This is a genomic window from Photorhabdus sp. RM96S, assembly GCF_042879335.1.
Lineage (GTDB): Bacteria > Pseudomonadota > Gammaproteobacteria > Enterobacterales > Enterobacteriaceae > Photorhabdus > Photorhabdus kayaii.
Genome location: NZ_JBHFKT010000002.1, coordinates 146,819 through 169,041, shown reverse-complemented (window position 1 = coordinate 169,041; position 22,223 = coordinate 146,819). Strand labels below are relative to the sequence as shown.

1 protein-coding gene (cut by a window edge) is annotated in these 22,223 nt (G+C 51.8%); it reads right to left on the bottom strand.

The genetic code is table 11. The annotated features are described in order from the left end of the window. A protein-coding gene (locus tag ACGF49_RS02000; protein WP_387489280.1) for a non-ribosomal peptide synthase/polyketide synthase crosses the window boundary here: on the bottom strand, positions 1–22,223 show its 5' portion. The gene continues 6,877 nt to the left of window position 1, outside the view; only the first 22,223 of its 29,100 coding nucleotides appear in the window; the start codon lies at positions 22,221–22,223; the stop codon falls past the left edge of the window.

The following is a 22,223-nucleotide window of genomic DNA, read 5'->3' as shown; positions in this document are numbered from 1 at the left end:
GCTTCAGCATCCGGTATCCCACGCAGGTCATACTGAGACAACGGTAACCCGTTGTTTGCAGCCAACAATTGCACTTGTGGCTGACCGTCAACAGAGACGAAAACAGAACGTAACGCTTCATGACGGGCAAATAACGTGTCGAGCGCCTGCTTCCAGGCAACGATATTCAACTGACCATACAGGCGCAATGCCATCAGAATATGATAGGTATCACTGACCCCCTCAAACTGAGCAAGGAACCACAGACGCTGTTGAGCGAATGACAGCGGCAATACACCCTCACGAGATACCGGCTGAATGACAGGTAATCTCTTACGTTGTTCATTAAACCGGGTACACATTGCCTCAGCAAAAGCCATTAAAACGGGGGACTCAAACAACGTGCTCAATGGCAGTTCGATACCTAACGCCGCTATCCGGTTCATCATTCGCACTGCCAACAACGAATGGCCGCCCAAAGCAAAGAAATTATCATGCCGACTAATCTGTTCAATGCCCAAGACTTCACACCAGATAACGGCCAGCGCAACTTCTGTTTCCCCTTGCGGGGCTTCATGAACCTGACGGGCAAAGGCTGCCTCGCCTGGCACCGGCAGCAACCGGCGATCCAACTTGCCGTTCGGGGTTAGCGGGAAGGCATCCAGACGTACAAAAGCCACCGGTACCATGTAATCAGGCAAAATATCACTCAGATGTTCACGCAATATAGCAGCCAACCCGTCATCTGCTTCCGCTACCACATAGGCAACTAAACGCTTATCCTGACCGTCACCCAACGCCAATACCCGTGCTTCACTTACCGCAGGATGCTTTATTAATCGTGATTCAATTTCTCCCAGTTCAATACGGAAACCACGGATTTTGACCTGCTGGTCACTACGGCCCAGGAATTCCAGATTACCATCCGGCAAGTAACGGGCTAAATCCCCAGAACGATACATCCGGGCAGCCGGTTTATTACTAAATGGATCGACCAGGAAACGTTCAGCCGTCAACTCAGGCCGGTTCAGATACCCACAGGCAACCCCGTCTCCACCAATATAAATCTCACCGGCCACCCCCAACGGTACCGGCTGACCGTAAGCATCCAATAAATAAACTCGCGTATTAGCGATTGGCCGCCCAATGGGGATCTTGATCGTTCCTACTGGCAACTCAGTAATAGGATATGTCGTAGTAAAGGTGGTTCCCTCACTAGGCCCGTAGCCATTCAACAGTTGTTGCGGTGGATTATTATGCAGTACCTGGGCAATCACATGCGGATCAAGAACATCACCCCCGACAATCAGGATTTTTATCTGCGGGAGAACCGGGGATAATTCCGCTACCAGCTGATTAAATAATCCCACACTCGACCATAGGATATTAATTTGATACCTGTGCAAAGCCAGTGCAAAATCCGGTGGTGTTAGCAAGGTAGCGTAATCAATAACCACCAGTGTGGCACCATTAAGCAACGGAGCCCAGACTTCAAATGTGCTGGCATCGAAAACCGGATTAGCGGTAAAAGCAACCCGATCATCTGGCCCCACTTCAGCATAGTCATTATTGATAACCAGCCGGACCACAGCACGATGCGGCACCACCACCCCTTTGGGTATCCCGGTCGAGCCGGAGGTATACATAACATACGCCGGTTCAGCGCTGGAATGCGGCAATTCAGGATTAAGGCCATCCTCCTCCCTGATAGTGCCCATGTCACTTGAGAAACGAAACAGCGGCACAGTCAAATCAACCGGAATATCCATCCACGCATCAGTGAGCAGCAATTTGGCCGAACAATCGTTTATTAGCCAATTTTTCCGCTCGTCCGGCACGCGGGTATCAACAGGCACGTAAATAGCCCCGGCTTTGAGAACAGCCAACTGAGCCACCACCAGCTCCACCGATCTCACTAACAAAATTGCTACATGTTCATGCGGGCAAACGCTTTGTGCGATCAGTTGACGGGCTAACCGATTAGCGCGAGCATTCAATTCAGCATAACTCAGCGTTTGATCTCCCGCGATGAGCGCTATAGCCCCCGGCGTTTTCTCCGCCTGTTGTTCAAATAATTGATGGATACATCGCTGTTCAGGATACGAGGTTGCTGTGGCGTTCCAAGTTTCCAACAACAACGAGCGTTCCGTTTCCGGCAGGATGTTGAGTGCCCGTACCGGGATCTCCGGGGCCTGCTCAAGCGCCGCTACCAAACTCTCCAGCGCCTGTTGCATATAACCGCATATCCTTTCCGGATTAAACGGCTGGACAATTTGAGCCGTTAGCCCCAATGCGTCACCAAAATCCTCCACCGACAGCACAAATGGATAGTTAGTCCGCTCCTGTCCATCAATAAATTCAATACCGCTGATAAGCTCATTCGTCGTTGCCGGCAAAGCATTATGCCGATAGTTCAACAGACTACTAAAGAGCGGGATCTCACCCGATACACCACTGCAACGCTGGGCCAGCGTCAGTGAAGCATGCTCATGGGCTAATAATCCGGCCAGTCGGGTATGGGCAGCCTGCACGCTATCCCGTACTGGGGTCTCATCAATATCCAGCCGTAACGGCAAGGTATTAATAAACAACCCCATGCCGCTATCAGCGCCGTCCCCCACCTGCATACGACCAAACAGCACCGTACCAAACACAACATTCTTCTGACCACTGGTACACGCCAACACCTGCGCCCAAGCTAGATGACACAAGGCCGCCAGACTGACGCCCAGATGTCTCGCCTGACGACGCAAACGGTCATTCAGTGTACTCGTCAACATCCGGTGGTATTCCGTCACCTGTGACCCATCACGGTGTACCTCCGTCAGCCCGAACGGTAACGTCGGCTCCGCCACCGCCGCCAGCATGTCGGTAAAGAAATGAGTATGCTCTTCCTGACTGACACCCAACCGAGCCTGCGCCACCAGATTACGGAATGGCATTGGTGCAGGCAGGCTGTCCTCTTGACCTGAAAGACAGGCCTGTACTTCACGATTCATCACTTCCAACGTGGTATGGTCGCCAATCAGGTGATGGTGCAATTCCAGCAAAAACCAGCGGCCATCGGTCTCCTGCGCCACCACAAAACGCAGCAGAGGCGCCTGACTCAAGCCAAGACGATAATAGCGGGGATTAAAACGTTGAGCCAGTTGCTCACAGACCGGGCCATCAGCCGGGTCCAGCGTCAATTCTGTAACTAATAACGGGGCCTGACGCCAGACCACCTGTGCTGGCACTGACAATCCCTGCCAGATAAAAACGGTACGTAAGATATCGTGCCGATCAATGGTCTGTTGAATCGCGGCCAAATAACGATCCAACAGCGCCCGGTCAGCAAAAACCACCTGGCTGATTAACAGATACGGATCACCGTCCTTCTCCAGCATATGGTGGAACAAAATACCGTCCTGCAACGGCGACAGCGCATAGATATCCTGAATATTACTGATCCCTCCCGGTACCTGTCCGACGATGTGGTCAATGTCAGGTTGAGTCAAATCAATCAGTGGCAACATCTCCGGCGTCAGCACCGTCGTATCCGGTGTAATGCGGTTATCAGGTACCGGGATTTTATCATGCTGAACCAGAGACTGGGCCAGAACACGGAGGGTTGGATACTGGAACAACGTTTGTACCGATATACTCAGACCAACACGCAGCAGGCACTCAATCATCCGCACGACGAGCAGCGAGTGGCCCCCCAAGGCAAAGAAATTGTCATGCCGGCCAATCTGTTCAATCCCCAATAACTCATGCCAAATAGCCGCCAGCGCTATTTCCATTTCCCCTTGCGGGGCCTCATAAATCTGGCGGGCAAGGTCTTGCGCCTTCGGTACCGGAAACGCCCGGCGGTCCAATTTACCATTCGGGGTCAATGGAAACGCATCCAGACGCACAAAAGCCGTCGGCACCATATAATCCGGCAAAATAGCAGTCAGGTGAGCACGCAGGCCAGCCGCCAGCCCCTCGTGAGCTTCCGCCACCACGTAGGCGACCAGCCGTTTATCCCGACCGTCATTCAGCGCCAGTACCGCCGCCTCTTGTACCACCGGGTATTCGATTAATCGGGTTTCAATTTCTCCCAGTTCAATGCGGAAACCGCGGATTTTGATCTGCTGGTCACTACGGCCCAAGAATTCCAGATTACCATCTGGCAAGTAACGGGCCAAATCCCCAGAGCGATACATCAGGGCATCCGATTTATGACTAAATGGATCTGCCAGGAAACGTTCAGCCGTCAATTCAGGACGATTGAGATAACCTCGGGCTACTCCATCTCCACCAATATAAATCTCACCGACCACCCCCAACGGTACCGGCTGACCGTAAACATCCAACAGATAAACTCGCGTATTGCCGATTGGTCGGCCTATGGGGATATTGGTCGCACCCACCGGTAACGCAGTGATGCGATATGTTGTGGTAAAGGTGGTTCCCTCACTCGGTCCGTAACCATTCAACAGTTGTTGCGGTGGATTATTATGCAATACCTGGGCAATTACATGCGGATCAAGAACATCACCCCCAACAATCAGTATCTTGATTTGTGGGAGAACCATGGATAATTCTTCGGCTATCTGGTTAAACAACCCGACACTCAACCACAGGATATTAATTCGATATCTGTGCAAAGCCAGTGCAAAATCCGATGGTGTCAGCAACGTAGCGTGATCGACAACCACCAGTGTGGCACCGTTAAGCAAAGCCCCCCAAACTTCTAACGTGCTAGCGTCGAAAGCCGGATTAGCCGCAAAAGCAACCTGATCATCCGACTCAATTTCAGCATAGCCATTATTGATGACCAACCGGACCACAGCACGATGAGGCACTATCACTCCTTTTGGCGTGCCGGTCAAACCAGAGGTGTACATGACATATGCTGAGTCAGAACTGAGACAAGGCACATCAAGATTGGAGCGATCCTCCCCCTTAATCACCTCTGTCTTATCAGCGAAACGAAATACGAGAACAATCCAATCAGCCGGGATATCAGTCCGAGTATCGGTGAGTAACAATTTGGCGGAACAATCGTTTATCAGCCAATTTTTCCGCTCATCCGGCACGCTGGGATCAACAGGGACATAAACGGCACCAACTTTGAGAATAGCCAACTGAGCCACCACCAATTCAATCGATCGTTCTAGCAAGATCACAACATGCTCATCTGGGCATACGCCTTGTGCGATCAACTGACGGGCTAACCGATTAGCACGGGCATTCAATTCAGCATAGCTCAGCGTTTGATCCCCTGCGATAAGCGCGGTAGCCTGCGGCGTTTTCTCCGCCTGTTGCTCAAATAATTGATGAATACATAACTGGTCAGGATACGCGGTTTCCGTCGCGTTCCAGGTTGCCAGCAACAGTCCGCGCTCTGCCGGTGTCAGGATATCAATTTCCCCAACCCGCTGTTCAGCATCAGCCACCATCGCTTGCAGTACCGCGTGAAAATACCCTACATAACGCTCGATGGTTGATTGATCAAACAGGGCCGTAGCATAACCTAACGCACCCACAATCCGGCCTTCCTCTTCAGACAGTTCTAGTTCTAGATCAAACTTAACTGTGTCAAAAGCAGTATCAACAAGCGAGACAGCCAATTCAGGCAGTTCCCATGCCGGGCTCTCATTGTTTTGCCAGGCAAACATTACCTGAAACAACGGGGTATGCGCCAAGCTGCGTGGTGGCTGCACAACTTCCACTACCTGTTCAAACGGCAAATCTTGATATCCCTGTGCCGCCAAAGCGGTTTGCCGCACACGCGCCAGCAACTCAATCACATTCGGCGCACCCGATAAATCAATACGCAAAGCCAGCGTATTAACAAAGAAACCGATCAAGGATTCCACTTCCTGGCGACTGCGGCCCGCACTCGGGGTGCCGATAACCACCGCCTCCTGACCTGACAAGCGTGACAGGACCGTCGCCCAGGCTGACAACAGCGTCATAAATAACGTGACGCCTTGCTGTTCACTCAGGTGCTTAAGCGCTGTCGTTAATTCCGTATCCAGATCAATGGGCACAACATGCCCGGCAAACGACTGCTGAGGCGAGCGAGGCCGATCGGTTGGTAAATCAAGCAGCACTGGCGCGTCAGCCAGTACGGTACGCCAATAATCCGATTGAGCCAGGACCCGTTCAGCCGACAGCCACTGACGCTGCCAGGCGGCGTAATCAGGATACTGAATCGCCAGCGGTGGCAATGGATCACACTGCCCCGCCAGAAAAGCCGTATAGAGCTGACTCAGTTCACGGATCAGCACGCCTACAGACCAGCCATCCGACACAATATGATGCTGGGTAAGCAGGAACTGGTATTCGTCGTCCGTAAGCCGGATAAGCGCAGCTCGGATAAGCGGGCCATGACTGAGGTCAAATGACGTGCGAGCTTCTCCGATACTCAGGTGTTCAAGCATAGCTTCAGCATCCGGTACCCCACGCAGGTCATACTGAGACAACGGTAACCCGCTGTCCGCAGCCAACAGTTGCACTTGTGGCTGACCGCCAACAGAAACGAAAACAGAACGTAACGCTTCATGACGGGCAAATAACGTGTTAAGCGCCTGTTGCCAGGCAACGATATCTAATTGGCCACACAAGCGCAGTGCCATCGGAATATGATAGGCATCACTGACCCCCTCAAACTGCGCGAGGAACCACAGACGCTGTTGAGCGAATGACAGCGGCAACACCCCCTCACGAGATACCGGCAGGATGACGGGTAATCTCTTACGCAGTTCATCAAACCGGGTACGCATTGCCTCAGCAAAAGCCATTAAAACGGGCGCTGCAAACAATGTGCTCAGTGGCAGTTCGATACCTAACGCCGCTATCCGGTTCATCATCCGCACTGCCAATAGCGAATGGCCGCCCAGCGCAAAGAAATTATCATGTCGGCTAATCTGTTCCATCCCCAGAACTTCACGCCAGATAACCGCCAACGCAATTTCTGTTTCCCCTTGCGGGGCTTCATGGACCTGACGGGCAAAGACTGCCTCGCCTGGCACCGGCAGCAACCGGCGATCCAGCTTGCCATTCGGGGTTAGTGGGAAGGCATCCAGACGCACAAAGGCCGCCGGCACCATGTAGTCAGGCAAAACTGCACTCAGGTGGTCACGCAAGCTATTCACCAACCGGTCATCCTCTGGTGCCACAACATAGGCGATCAACCGTTTATCCTGACCGTCATCCAACGCTAATACCGCCGCCTCACGCACTGCCGGGTGCGCAGTTAGCCGCACTTCAATTTCCCCCGGCTCAACACGGAAACCACGGATTTTGACCTGCTGGTCGTTACGGCCCAAAAATTCCAAATTACCGTCCGGCAGGTAACGGGCCAAATCTCCAGAGCGATACATCCGAGCAGCCGGCTTACTGCTAAAGGGATCGACCAAGAAATGTTCAGTCGTCAACTCAGGACGGTTCAGATACCCACAGGCAACCCCATCGCCTCCGACATAAATCTCACCGACCACTCCCAACGGTACCGGCTGACCGCCAGCATCCAACAAATAAACCCGCGTATTAGCGATTGGCCGCCCAATGGGGAGCCTGGTCGCCCCCACAGGCAATGCAGTGATACGATATGTCGTCGTAAAGGTGGTTCCCTCACTCGGACCATAAGCTTGCAATAATTGCTGTGGCGGATGATTATCCAGAACCTGGGCAATCACATGCAGATCAGGAATATCTCCCCCGAAAATCAAGATCTTTATCTGCGGCAGAGCTGGGGACAACTCTGCCACCAGCCGGTTAAACAGCCCAATAGTCAGCCACAGAACCGTGATGCGATGAGCCTGCAAAGCCCGCACTAACGCCGATGGTGTCAGCAACGTGGTATGGTCGATAATGACCAGCTCCCCGCCATTAAGCAACGGAGCCCAGACTTCAAATGTGCTAGCATCGAAAGCCGGATTAGCGGTAAAAGCAACCCGATCATCCGGCCCCACTTCAGCATAACCATTATTGATGACCAGCCGGACTACAGCACGATGCGGCACCACCACCCCTTTGGGTATCCCGGTCGAGCCGGAGGTATACATAACATACGCCGGTTCAGCGCTGGAATGTGGCAATTCAGGGTTAAGGCCATCCTCCTCCCTGATAGTGCCCATGTCATTTGAGAGCCGAAGCAGCGGCACGGCCAGATCAGTCGGAATATCCATCCGCGCATCAGTAAGCAGCAATTTGGCTGAACAATCGTTTATTAGCCAATTTTTCCGCTCGTCCGGCACGCGGGTATCAACAGGCACGTAAATAGCCCCGGCTTTGAGAATAGCCAACTGAGCCACCACCAGTTCCACCGATCGCCCTAACAAAATTGCCACAGGCTCATTTGGGTAAACGCCTTGTTCGATCAGTTGACGGGCTAATCGATTAGCGCAGGCATTCAATTCAGCATAACTCAGCGTTTGATCTCCCGCTATGAGCGCTATAGCCCCCGGATTTTCCTCCGCCTGCTGTTCAAATAATTGATGAATGCACAACTGTTCAGGATATGGGGTTTCGGTAGCGTTCCAGATTTCCAACAACAAGCGTTCCGTTTCCGGCAAGATGTTGAGTGCCCGTACCGGGGTTTCCGGTGCCTGCTCAAGCGCCGCCACCAAACTCTCCAGTGCCTGTTGCATATAACCGCATATCCTTTCCGGATTAAACGGCTGGACAATTTGAGCGGTTAGCCCCAACGCGCCACCAAAATCCTCCACCGACAGCACAAACGGATAGTTTGTTCGCTCCTGTCCATCAATAAATTCAATACCGCTGATAAGTTCATCCGTCGTTGCCGACAAGACATTATGTCGATAGTTCAACAGACTACTAAAAAGTGGGATCTCACCCGGTACACCACTACAACGCTGGGCCAGCGCCAGTGAAGCATGCTCATGGGCTAATAATCCGGCCAGTCGGGTATGGGCAGCCTGCACGCTGTCACGTACCGGGGTCTCATCGATATCCAGCCGTAACGGCAAGGTATTAATAAACAACCCCATGCCGCTATCCGCGCCGTCCCCGGCCTGCATACGCCCAAACAGCACCGTACCAAACACCACTTTCTTCTGACCACTGGTACACGCCAACACCTGCGCCCAAGCTAGATGACACAAGGCCGCCAGACTGACGCCCAGATGTCTCGCCTGATGACGCAAACGGTCATTCAGTGTGCTCGTCAGCATCCGGTGGCATTCCGTCACCTGAGAGCCATCACGGTGTACCTCCGTCAGCCCGAACGGTAACGTCGGTTCCTCCACCGCCGCCAGCATTTCAGTAAAGAAACACGTATGCGCTTCCTGACTGACACCCAACCGGGCCTGTGCCACCAGATGACGGAATGGCGCTGGCGCAGGCAGGCTGTCTTCCTGACCTGAAAGATATGCCTGTACTTCGCGGTTCATCACGTCCAGTGTGGTATGGTCGCCAATCAGGTGATGGTGCAATTCCAGTAAAAACCAGCGGCCATCGGTCTCCTGTACCACCACAAAACGCAGCAGAGGGGCCTGGCCCAAATCAAGACGATAATGGCGGGGATTAAAACGTTGAGCCAGTTGCTCACAAACCGGCCCATCAACCGGGTCTAACGTCAATTCAGTGACTGACAACGGGGCCTGACGCCAGACTACCTGCACTGGCACTGACAAACCTTGCCAGATAAAGGCGGTACGCAAAATATCATGCCGATCAATTATCTGTTGTACCGCAGTCAAATAATTATCTAACAGCGCCCGGTCAGCAAAAGCCATTTGGCTGATCAACAAATACGGATCACCGTCCTTCTCCAGCAGATGGTGGAACAAAATACCGTCCTGCAACGGCGACAGCGCATAGATATCCTGGATATTACTGATCCCACCCGGGACCTGCCCGATGATGGTGTCAATTTCAGGCTGAGTCAGGTCAATCAACGGCAGTAGATCCGGCGTCAACGCCACCGTATCCGGTGTAATACGGTTATCAGGTGCCGGGATTTCATTATACTGAACCTGGGACTGGGCCAGAACACGGAGGGTTGGATACTGGAACAACGTTTGTATCGATATACTCAAACCAATACGCCGCAGGAGCTCAATCATCCGCACAACGAGCAGTGAGTGGCCCCCCAATGTAAAGAAATTGTCATGCCGGCTAATCTGCTCAATCCCCAGTAATTCACGCCAAATCGCCGCCAGTGTCATTTCCATTTCCCCTTGCGGGGCCTCATAAATCTGGCGGGCAAGGTCTTGCTCCTGTGGTACCGGCAACGCCCAGCGATCCAGTTTACCATTCGGGGTCAATGGAAACGCATCCAGACGCACAAAGGCCGACGGCACCATATAATCTGGCAAAATGTCAGTCAGGTAAGCATGCAAGCCAGCCGCTAGCCCCTCATGGGCTCCCGCCACCACATAAGCGACCAGCCGTTTATCCCGACCGTCATTCAGCGCCAGTACCGCCGCCTCTTGTACCGTTGGATACTCAGTTAATCGGATTTCAATTTCCCCCAGTTCAACACGGAAACCGCGGATTTTGACCTGCTGGTCATTACGCCCCAAGAACGCGAGATCACCGTCCGGCAGATATCGGGCCAAATCCCCGGTACGATACATACGTGCACCGGATACCGAACTAAAGGGATCCGGCATAAAATGTTCCGCACTCAATGTCGGCAAGTTTAGATAACCCCGTGCCACCCCAACACCGCCAATATACATTTCGCCAACGCAACCTAATGGCACGGGTTGCCCGTCTCGGTCCAACAGGTAGACGCAGGTATTCTTAATCGGCCGACCAATAGTATGATCATCCGTTGGGGATAATATTTCCTTGCAGGTGGCCGTCACGGTATTTTCCGTCGGGCCATACGCGTTCAACAACCGAGGGAGCCGGCCTTTCTGCATAAACCAGTCCTGAACGGCGTTCTTTTTGACCGCCTCACCGCCAATGATGATGAGTCTGAGATAATCTGGTAGCGGTGAGGAATGATTTCTGGCAATCAGTTCAGACCAAAATAATGTCGGCAAAGACATGACCGTGATATGGTTTTGCCAGACTAAGGCAATAAACTCCGGTACCGAAGCCAACCAGCTATCATCCCGCATGACCAACGTGGCACCATTACATAATGACGAGAAGCATTCTTCGATGGAAACATCAAAGGCAAAAGCAGCAAATTGCAACATCCGGTCTTGCGCGGTAACGGCATAAGTTTCATTAAAACCCAGATACCGTTGATATACCGCCTGATGCTCTACCATCACCCCTTTCGGCTGCCCGGTTGAGCCGGAGGTGTAAATCACATAGGCCAGATGCTGGGGCGTCAATGCCGGAACTTGCGGATTGCTGTCCAGTTGATCAGGCAAAATATTCGGGTCAAGTACCGTCAACCCGACCAGCGCTTCTTCACCCAACGCCGCCCGGCCAACCGCATCAGCCAAAACTACTGCCGGAGTTGTATCATTCAGGATATACGCCAGACGCTCCCCCGGGTAGGTTGAATCCAGCGGCACATAAGCGCCCCCTGCTTTTAGCACCGCCAACAATGCCACTACCATCACCGGGGAGCGTGTCACGCAAATTGCCACCCGCTGATCCGGTGTGACACCCAACCCAATCAGTTGATGGGCCAGACGGTTAGCACAGGCATTTAACTCGGTGTAACTGAAAGTCTGATCTTGATATGCTAACGCCGTCGCTCCCGGGGTTTGCTCTGCCTGCTGCTCAAAAAGCTGATGAATACATAACGGGTCAGGATACGGAATTTCTGTGACGTTCCAGGTTTCCAGCAACAACGTGCGTTCCATTTCAGGCAAGATGTTCAGTGCTCGTACTGGTGTCTCCGGGGCTTGCTCAAGGGCCTCTACCAGACTCTCCAGTGCCTGCTGCATATAACCGCATACCCGATCCGGATTTAACGGCTGCACCACATGAGCGGTCAGTCCCAACGTGGTGCCATCATCCTCCACCGACAGCCCAAAGGGATAGTTAGTGCGCTCCTGACCGTCAAGAAATTCAATACCCTCTATCGTTTCATCTGAAACCACTGGCTGATCATTATGCCGATAGTTCAGTAAGGCACTAAAAAGGGGCGTACCGCGGGCAACCCCACTGCACTGCTGAGCCAGCGCCAGTGAAGCATGCTCATGCGCCAGTAACCCAGCCAGTCGCAGATGTACCGCCTGCACACTGTCCCGTACTGGGGTATTATCCATATCCAACCGCAGCGGCAAGGTATTAATAAACAACCCCATCCCACTGTCAGCCCCTTCCCCTATTGCCATGCGCCCAAATAGCACAGTGCCAAACACCACTTTCTCCTGCCCGCTGGTACGAGACAACACCTGTGCCCAAGCCAAATGACACAACGCCGCCAGACTGACCCCCAAACACCGTGCCTGACGACGAAGACGGTCATTCAACCCGGCCGTTAGTGTCCGGTGCGATTCCCTCTCTTGAGATCCATCATGATGTACATCTGACAGCCCGAACGGCAGCGTCGGTTCATCCACCGCCGCCAACATCTCGGTAAAGAAACGGGTATGCTCGGCCTGACTCACCCCTAACCGGGCCTCCGCCACCAGATTGCGGAAAGGAACGGGTGCTGGCAGATTGCCCTCCTGTCCAGCAAGGTACGCCTGTACTTCACGGTTCATCACATCCAGCGTAGTATGATCGCCAATCAAGTGATGGTGCAACTCCAGTAAAAACCAGCGGCCATCAGTCTCCGGTACCACTATAAAACGCAACAGAGGTGCCTGGTTTAAATCGAGACGATAATGACGGGGATTAAAACGCAGCATCAGTTGCTCACAAACCGGCCCATCAACCGGATCCAGCGTTAGTTCTGTGACTGACAATAGCGCCTGACGCCAGACCACTTGCGCCGGCACTGACAACCCTTGCCAGATAAAGGCAGTACGCAGAATATCGTGGCGATCAACCACCTGTTGTACCGCCGCTAGATAGCGATCCAATAGAGACCGGTCAGCAAAGACCACCTGACCGGCTAACAAATATGGATCACCTTCATTTGCCAGTAAATGGTGGAATAAAATGCCGTCCTGCAACGGTGACAACGCATAGATATCCTGAATATTGACCATTCCACCCGGCACCAGCTCAACGATACGGTCAATCTCTGATTGAGTCAGATCAATCAGCGGCAACATCGTTGGGGTGATTCTCGTCGTCGTTGATGTAATGACATTCGGTGGAACAAACACAATCGGATGTTGCCCCAGTTTTTGCGCCAGTTCAAACAGCACCGGCGATAGGAACAGATCACGCACTGCCAGAGTCAACCCTTGATGACGCAAGCGTTCAACCATCCGTACAACAAGCAGCGAGTGTCCTCCCAGCGCAAAGAAATTGTCATTCCGACCAATCTGTTCAACCTCCAGTAGCTCACACCAAATCGTCGCCAAGGCAATTTCTGTTTCTCCTTGCGGCACTGCATAAACCTGATGGGCAAAAGCCTCATGATTCAGTGCCGGTAGTGCCCGACGATCCAGCTTACCATTTGGGGTTAATGGCAATGCATCCAGACGCATAAAGGCTGCTGGTACCATATAATCCGGCAAAATGGCACTCAGGTGAGCCCGCAAATTATTCACCAATCCCTCATCCATTGGTGCCACCACATAAGCCACCAACCGTTTGTCCGGCCCATCACCTAATGCCAACACAACCGCTTCATGCACCGCCGGGTGTTCTACTAACCGGGCCTCAATCTCCCCCGGTTCAACCCGGAAGCCCCGGATTTTAATCTGTTGGTCATTACGGCCGAGGAATTCCAGATTGCCATCCGGCAGATAACGGGCCAAATCTCCGGTTCGATACATTCGTACACCCGGTTTATCGCTAAATGGATCGATAAGGAAACGTTCAGCCGTCAATTCAGGGCGATTCAGATAGCCACGCGCCACACCTGCGCCACTAATATACAACTCACCCACGCCTCCTAGTGGCACCAGTTGACCATCAGCATCCAATAAATAAACCGACGTATTGGCCCCTGGGCACCCAATAAGCCTCCCTGTATCTGTATAGTCTGATGGACAATGCCAAGTTGTAGCACAAACTGTTATCTCTGTCGGTCCATACGCATTGAACAGGTTTACCTGACTACGCAAAGCCTGGAACAGCGCCACATTGGGGGTCTCCCCTCCCAATATTAAGGTCGGTTTTATCGTTATCGCCGGTAAATCAGCGCCATCCCGAAGCAGTGCTGGCGTCAGGCAAGCGTGCGTTACCAACTGCTCTTCTATGTAACGCCAAAGATGATGCGGGTCCTGACGAACGATATCGGCGGGAATGTCCAGAGTAGCACCACCGCATAGCGACATCATGATTTCCCAGACACTGGCATCAAAGCTAAATGAAGCAAACTGCAACATCCGGCTACCAGCGTGAATATCGAACTGGGCGATTTTATCCCGGATAAGATTGACCAGCCCACGATGTTCGATCATGACTCCTTTTGGCATACCGGTCGAACCTGAGGTATAAATCACATACGCTAAATGCTGTGCGGTCAATTCCGGTATCTGCGGGTTACTGTCCGACTGGTTAAACAGAGTATTCGGGTCGAGCACTATCCGTTCTGCCAATGCCTTCTTACTCAACGCGGTACATCCGGCATTGTCTGCCAGCAAAATAGCCGGCGCAGCATCCATCAGAATATATTCCAAACGGTCACTCGGATAGGTAGGGTCCAACGGCACATAAGCTCCACCGGCTTTTAATACCGCTAATAATGCCACCACCATTGCCGGTGAACGTACTACGCAAATCGCCACCCGTTGATCCGGTATGACGCCCAATTCAATCAGTTGATGGGCTAGACGGTTGGCACGGGCATTTAATTCGGCATAACTGAGGCGTTGCCCTTCATACACTAACGCTATTGACTCCGGTTTTTTTGCTGCCCACTGCTCAAACAGTTGATGAATGCATAACAGGTCAAAATCCGTGGTTTCCGTGGCATTCCATGTTTTTAACAGCAACGTACGCTCCGCTTCCGGTAAGACTTCCAATGCCCGAACAGGCATTTCCGGTGCTTGTTCAAGGGCCTCCACCAAACTTTCCAACGCCTGTTGCATATAACCACATATTCTTTTTGGATCAAATGGTTGCACCACCTGAGCAATCAACCCTAAAGTGTCCCCCCCATCCTCCACCGATAACCCAAAGGGATAATTAGTGCGCTCCTGTTGTTCTTGTCCGCCCAGAAATTCAATACCACTCATCATTTCATCCGAAGTAATCGGTTCATTACTATATCGGTAGTTCAACAGAGCACTAAAGAGCGGCATACCACTGGCAACCCCACTGCACCTCTGGACTATCGCCAGTGAGGCATGCTCATGTGCAAGCAATCCAGCCAGTCGCAAATGCGCCGCCCGCACACTATCCCGCACAGGGGTATCATCGATATCCAACCGCAGCGGCAAGGTATTGATAAACAGTCCCACACCACTATCAGCCCCTTTTCCCGCCGCCATGCGCCCAAACAGCACAGTGCCAAACACCACTTTATCTTGCTGGCTAGTACGCGACAACACCTGTGCCCAAGCCAGATGACACAACGACGCCAGACTAACGCCCAAATGTCGGGCCTGACTACGCAGGCGGTCATTTAACTCAGCAGTCAACATCCAATGAAACTCTGTCATCTGAGAACCATCAAGATGCACATTCGACAGCCCAAATGGCAATGTGGGCTCATCCACTTCCGCCAACATGTCGGTAAAGAAACGGATATGCGCTTCCTGACTCATCCCTAACCGTGCCTCAGCTACCAAATTACGGAAAGGAACCGGTGCAGGCAGGTTGTTCCCTTGTCCAGTGAGATATGCCTGCACTTCACGATTCATCATTTTCATTGTGGTATGGTCGCCAATCAGATGATGTTGTAGCTCCAGTAAAAACCAGCGACCATCGGTCTCCTGCGACACCACAAAACGCAATAGCGGTGCCTGACTTAAATCGAGACGATAATGACGGGGATTAAAACGTTGAGCCAGTTGCTCATAAACCGGCCCGTCAGCAGAATTTAACATCAATTCGATAATTGATAACGGTGCCTGACGCCAAACCACCTGAACCGGTGCTGATAACCCTTGCCAGGTAAAGGCGGTACGCAGAATATCGTGGCGATTAACCACCTGTTGCACTGCCGCCAGATAACGATCCAGCAATGAACGATCAGCAAAGGCCATCTGGCTGACCAAGAGATACGGGTCGCCTTCGTTGGTCAATAAATGGTGGAACAGGATGCCATCCTGTAACGGTGACAGGGCATAGATATCCTGAATATTGGCGATCCCGCCTGGTACTTGCTCAACGATACAGTCAACCTCATTCTGAGTCAGCTCGATCAATGGCAGCATCGTCGGTGTTAATGCCGTAGTTCTCGGCGTAATAACATTAGCAGGTACCGTCACAGTTTGGTGCTGCCTCAGCGTTCGAGCCAATGCTGACAACACCGGAGACTGGAACAGATCACGAGCCGCCAATGTAAGTCCAAGGTTACGCAAACACTCAATCAGCCGAATAACCAGCAAAGAATGACCGCCCAAGGCAAAGAAATTATCATGCCGACTAATCTGTTCAATGCCCAAGACTTCACGCCAGATAACGGCCAGCGCAATTTCTGTTTCCCCTTGCGGGGCTTCATAAACCTGACGGGCAAAGGCTTCCTCACCTGGCACCGGCAGTAATCGGCGATCCAGCTTGCCGTTCGGGGTTAACGGGAAGGCATCCAGACGCACAAAGGCTGACGGTACCATATAGTCAGGCAAAACTGCACTCAAGTAAGTACGTAGATTATTCACCAACTTGTCATCTGCTGGTGCCACCACATAAGCCACCAAACGTTTAGCCTGCCCTTCACCCTGCGCCAACACAGCCGCCTCACGTACCGATGAGTACTCTGTCAGTCGTGTTTCAACTTCACCAGGTTCAATACGGAACCCACGGATTTTGACCTGCTGGTCATTACGGCCAACAAATACCAAGTTGCCATCTGGTAAATAACGAACCAAATCTCCGGTGCGGTACATTCGTGCACCCTGTTTATCATTAAATGGGTCAGACAAGAAACGTTCAGCCGTCAATTCCGGCTGATTCAGATAGCCACGAGCGACAGCGACTCCCCCAATGTAAAGCTCACCAACGACACCCATTGGAACAGGTTCCCCATGAGTATCGAGAATATAGATTTGGGTATTAGAAATTGGGCGACCAATCGGTATGTTATCGACAAAACAGCTCGGATGATTGGTATCAAACACAGTACAACCCACGACGGTTTCGGTTGGACCGTACTCGTTGATGATACGTGATCCAGGCGATAGTGTTCGCCAGAGTGCAACAGTAGAACTGGGTAGCGTCTCCCCACCCACAACAAAACAGTGTGCAGGACATTTTCGCCCCACGGTTTTCAACTCCTGCCCCATTGCTGAAAGATGGCTAGGAGTCATTTTAACCAAAGCACCCGACTCCATTGACATCAGCGCAGGGAGAAGTTCAATTAGCTCCTGCCCGTCACGGAGCAAATGGATCTTGCCGCCACACAATAAGGGCAGGTAAAGACTGGTAACCGTGGCATCAAAGGCTAGCGGCGACGAAACAATACCATCAAATTGCTTTTCAGTTAGGTAATTACTCAGTGCCCATAGCAGGTAGTTGCAAACACCACGATGTTCCAACATCACCCCTTTCGGCGTCCCCGTCGAACCCGAAGTATAAATGACATACGCCAGATGTCGTGAGGTTAATGCAGGTATTTCTGGGTTGCAGTCCCGCAGGTTAAACAGTGCATTCGGGTCAAGTATGGTGAGCTCTGCCAGTGCCTGCTCACCCAACGCTGCACGCCCGACCTTATCAGCCAGCAAAATAGTTGGGGCAACATCCCTTAGAATATGCGCCAAATGCTCACCCGGATAGGCAGGGTCCAGAGGTACATAAGCTCCACCAGCTTTCAGCACCGCCATCAACCCCACTATCATTGCCGGTGAACGTGACACACAAATCGCCACTCGTTGATCTGGTACTACACCCAATGCAATTAGCTGATGAGCCAACTGATTAGCACGAACATTCAATTCGGTATAATTGAGCGTCTGTTCTTCATATGCTAACGCTATCGCATCAGGGGTTTTCTCCACCTGTTGTTCAAACAGCTGATGAACGCACAATTGGTCAGGATACGCAGTTTCCGTGGCGTTCCAGGTCTTTAACAGCAACGTACGCTCCGCTTCCGGCAAAATTTCCAATGCCCGAACAGGCATTACCGGGGCTTGTTCAAGAGCCTCTATCAAACTTTCTAGCGCCTGTTGCATATAACCGCATATCTTTTCTGGCTTAAACGGTGACACTACCTGAGCAGTCAGACCCAAAGTAGTACCACCATCTTCTACCGACAGTACAAACGGATAGTTGGTCCGTTCTTGTTCCCCCAAGAATTCAATACCGTCCATCGTTCCATCCAGAGTCACCAGCTGCTCATTATGCCGATAGTTCAACAGAGCATTAAAAAGTGGTGTACCGCTGGCAACACCGCTGCACCGTTGAGCCAGCGCCAGAGAGGAATGCTCATGCTCCAATAACCCGGCCAGTTGCAAATGTACCTTTCGCACACTATCCCGTACCGGAGTATCATCCATATCCAACCGCAACGGCAGGGTATTGATAAACAATCCCATGCCACTGTCAGAGCCTTTACCTGCCTGCATCCGCCCAAACAGTACTGTGCCAAACACCACTTTCTCTTGCCCGCAGGTACGCGATAATACTTGTGCCCAGGCCAGATGACACAACGTCGCCAGACTGACGTTCAGACGTCGGGCTTGATTGCGCAGACAGTCATTCAACTCAGGTGCCAACATCCTATGGGATTCCGTTTTCTGAGATCCATCACGATGCACGTCCGCCAACCCGAACGACAACGTGGGTTCATCCACCGCCGCCAACATCTCGGTAAAGAAACGGGTATGTGCAGCCTGACTCACGCCGAGCCGGGCCTCAGCCACCAGATTACGGAACGGTACCGGCGCAGGCAAACAGTCCGCCTGTCCTGCAAAATACGCCTGTACTTCATTGTGCATCACTTCCATTGTTTCATGGTCGCCGATCAAATGATGCTGTAATTCCAGTAAAAACCAGCGACCATCAGTTTCCTGAGCGATAACAAAGTGCAGTAGCGGTGCCTGACTTAGATCGAGACGATGGTGACCCGGATCAAAACGCCAGGTTAATTGGTCAATGACAGGACCGTCAGCCGGATCCAGAGTCAATTCCGTCACGGACAACTGCGCCCGACGCCAAACCACCTGAGCTGGAACTGATAATCCCTCCCAGATAAAAGCGGTACGCAGGATGTCGTGACGATCAACCGCCTGTTGCACCGCCGCCAGATAGCGGTCCAGCAGAGACCTATCAGCAAAGACAACTGGATAAATCAACAGGTACGGATCGCCTTCCTTTTCCAGCACATGGTGGAACAGGATTCCGTCCTGTAACGGCGACAACGCATAAATATCCTGAATATTGGTAACTCCACCAGGTACCTGCCCGACAATGTAGTCAATGTCAGCCTGAGTCAAATCAATCAACGGCAACATCAGCGGCGTCAGTACCGTTGTAGTCGGTGTAATGATATTGGCCGGTATCCTCACGGCCTGATGCCGCCCCAACGTTTGGGCCAGTGCTGACAGCACCGGAGACTGGAACAGATCACGCGCCGCCAATGTTAACCCCTGGTGACGCAGACGTTCAATCATCCTCACACCAAGCAGTGAATGGCCTCCTAGCGCAAAGAAGCTGTCATGCCGGCTAATCAACTCAATACCCAACAACTCCCCCCAGAGGGTCGCCAGAACGATTTCAGCCTCCTCTTGCGGGGCTTCATAAACCTGACGGATAAAATCTCCCTCTCTTGGTGCCGGTAATGCCAGGCGATCCAGCTTACCATTCGGAGTCTGAGGGAAAGTATCCAGACGCACAAAGACAGACGGCACCATATAATCTGGCAAAATGGCAGTCAGATGAGCATGTAAACCAGCCGCCAGCCCTTCATGGGTTTCCGCTATCACATAGGCGACCAGTCGTTTATCCTGACCATCATTCAACGCCAGTACCACTGCCTCTTGTACCGTTGGATACTCAGTTAATCGGGTTTCAATCTCCCCCAGTTCAATGCGAAAACCGCGGATTTTGACCTGCTGGTCATTGCGACCCAGGAATTCCAGATTGCCATCCGGCAAATAACGCGCCAAATCCCCAGTGCGATACATCCGTGCATTGTGCCTATCGCTAAACGGGTCAAGCAGGAAACGTTCAACCGTCAATTCTGGCCGGTTCAGATAACCCCGAGCGACACCCACACCACCAATATACAATTCGCCAATGCAACCTAATGGTACCGGTTGTCCATATCTGTCCAGCAAATAAATACAAGTACTGCTTACTGGCCGACCAATTGAGCCATCATCCTCTGGGGATAATATCTCCTGACAAGTCGCAATCACGGTATTTTCAGTCGGACCATAAGTATTCAATAACCGTGGGCGATGAGTTTCCTTCGCAAACCAATCCTGAATAGCTCGCTTTTTCACCTCCTCACCACCAATAATGATTAATCTGAGACACTCCGGTAGTCGTAATGCGTTGTCTCTGGCCGCCAGTTCAGACCAAAACAGGGTCGGCAGAGACATCACCGTGATACGATTTTGCTGAGTTAAAGAAATAAACGCCTGTAGGGAAGACAACCAGTTATCATCGCGCATCACCAGCGTAGCGCCATGGCATAATGACGAGAAAAATTCCTCGACTGACGCATCAAATGCAAACGATGAAAATTGCAGCATTCGGTCTTGCGCCGTGACCGCATAGACCTCATTAAAGCCCAGAATACGTTGGTAAACAGCCTGGTGTTCCACCATCACCCCTTTCGGTGTACCAGTAGAACCTGAGGTGTAAATCACATACGCTAGGTGGTGTGGCGTCAATTCGGGTACCTGCGGGTTACTGTCCCGTTGATCTAGCTGGGTATTCGGATCAAGTACAGTCAACTTAGCAAGTGCTTTCTCACCCAGCGCCACTTGCCCTGCCTCATCAGCTAGTATCACTAATGGGGCAGCATCATTCAGCATATGAGTCAAACGTTCGCCCGGATAAGTTAAGTCCAGCGGCACATACGCCCCGCCTGCTTTCAACACCGCGAGCAGCGCTACCACCATAGCCGGAGAGCGTGCCACACAAATCACTACCCGCTGGTCTGGTGTAACGCCCAGCGCAATCAGTTGATGAGCCAATCGGTTGGCTCTGACATTTAATTCAGCATAACTGAGGATTTGCCCTTGACATTCTAATGCCAAAGTCTCTGGAACAATCTCCACCTGTCGTTCAAATAACTGATGAATACATAGCGGATTAGGATAGGGGTTTTCTGTAGTGTTCCAGGTTTCCAGTAGCAATATACGCTCAGCCGCAGACAGCAAATTAAGCTGCCAGATAGGGGTTTCCTCTTCCCGCCTTTTTGACGCTACCAATACCTGTAAATGTTCGCTCATCCGCAGAACAACTTCTGGGCTAAGGCAATTTCTATCGTAGATCCAACGAAAACCACCCCGCGAATTTACCTGGAGGGTCAACAATTCACCAGACACTTCCTGATTACACAGTCTGTCATCCTGTATTACAGAGATAGCAATTCGCCACGGTCGGCTTGTTGTTAATTCAGGAATAGTACGCAGTATAGGAGAGTGAGAAAGGAGATCACAACTAAATGTATGGTGCTGTGTCAACCTCTCAAACTCGTCATCAATCCAGTCAGCTACCGCACACCAAGGCTTATCAAACTCCACCTCAACCACCATTGGTACCACCGGCGACAAATTATCCAGTTTATCTTCTGCCTCATCCACACGCCACCCAACTTGGAATTCAGCTTGATGAGTCAAACGCGCAAGATAGATAACAAACGCCTGTAACAGTAGCCGTAATGGATCTTCTTCACTATTTCCTGGCAGTGGGGGCTGCCAGGCGCTTATTGTCCATCTGGGTTCCGCTTGTTGCCCTGTCATTTCGAAAGGTAATTGGAATGCCTCTAAAGAAGCAAGACGCTCATGCCAAAATAATTCACTAGATGTGACGAAATTCTTCACATTATGGAGCTGTTGTGAAGCATCATTTACGTTAGTTATATCCTCTGACGTCGGAGAAAATAGTTTAGCTTTAAGAACATTTTTCATTTTAGCAACGTTATCTTTCAT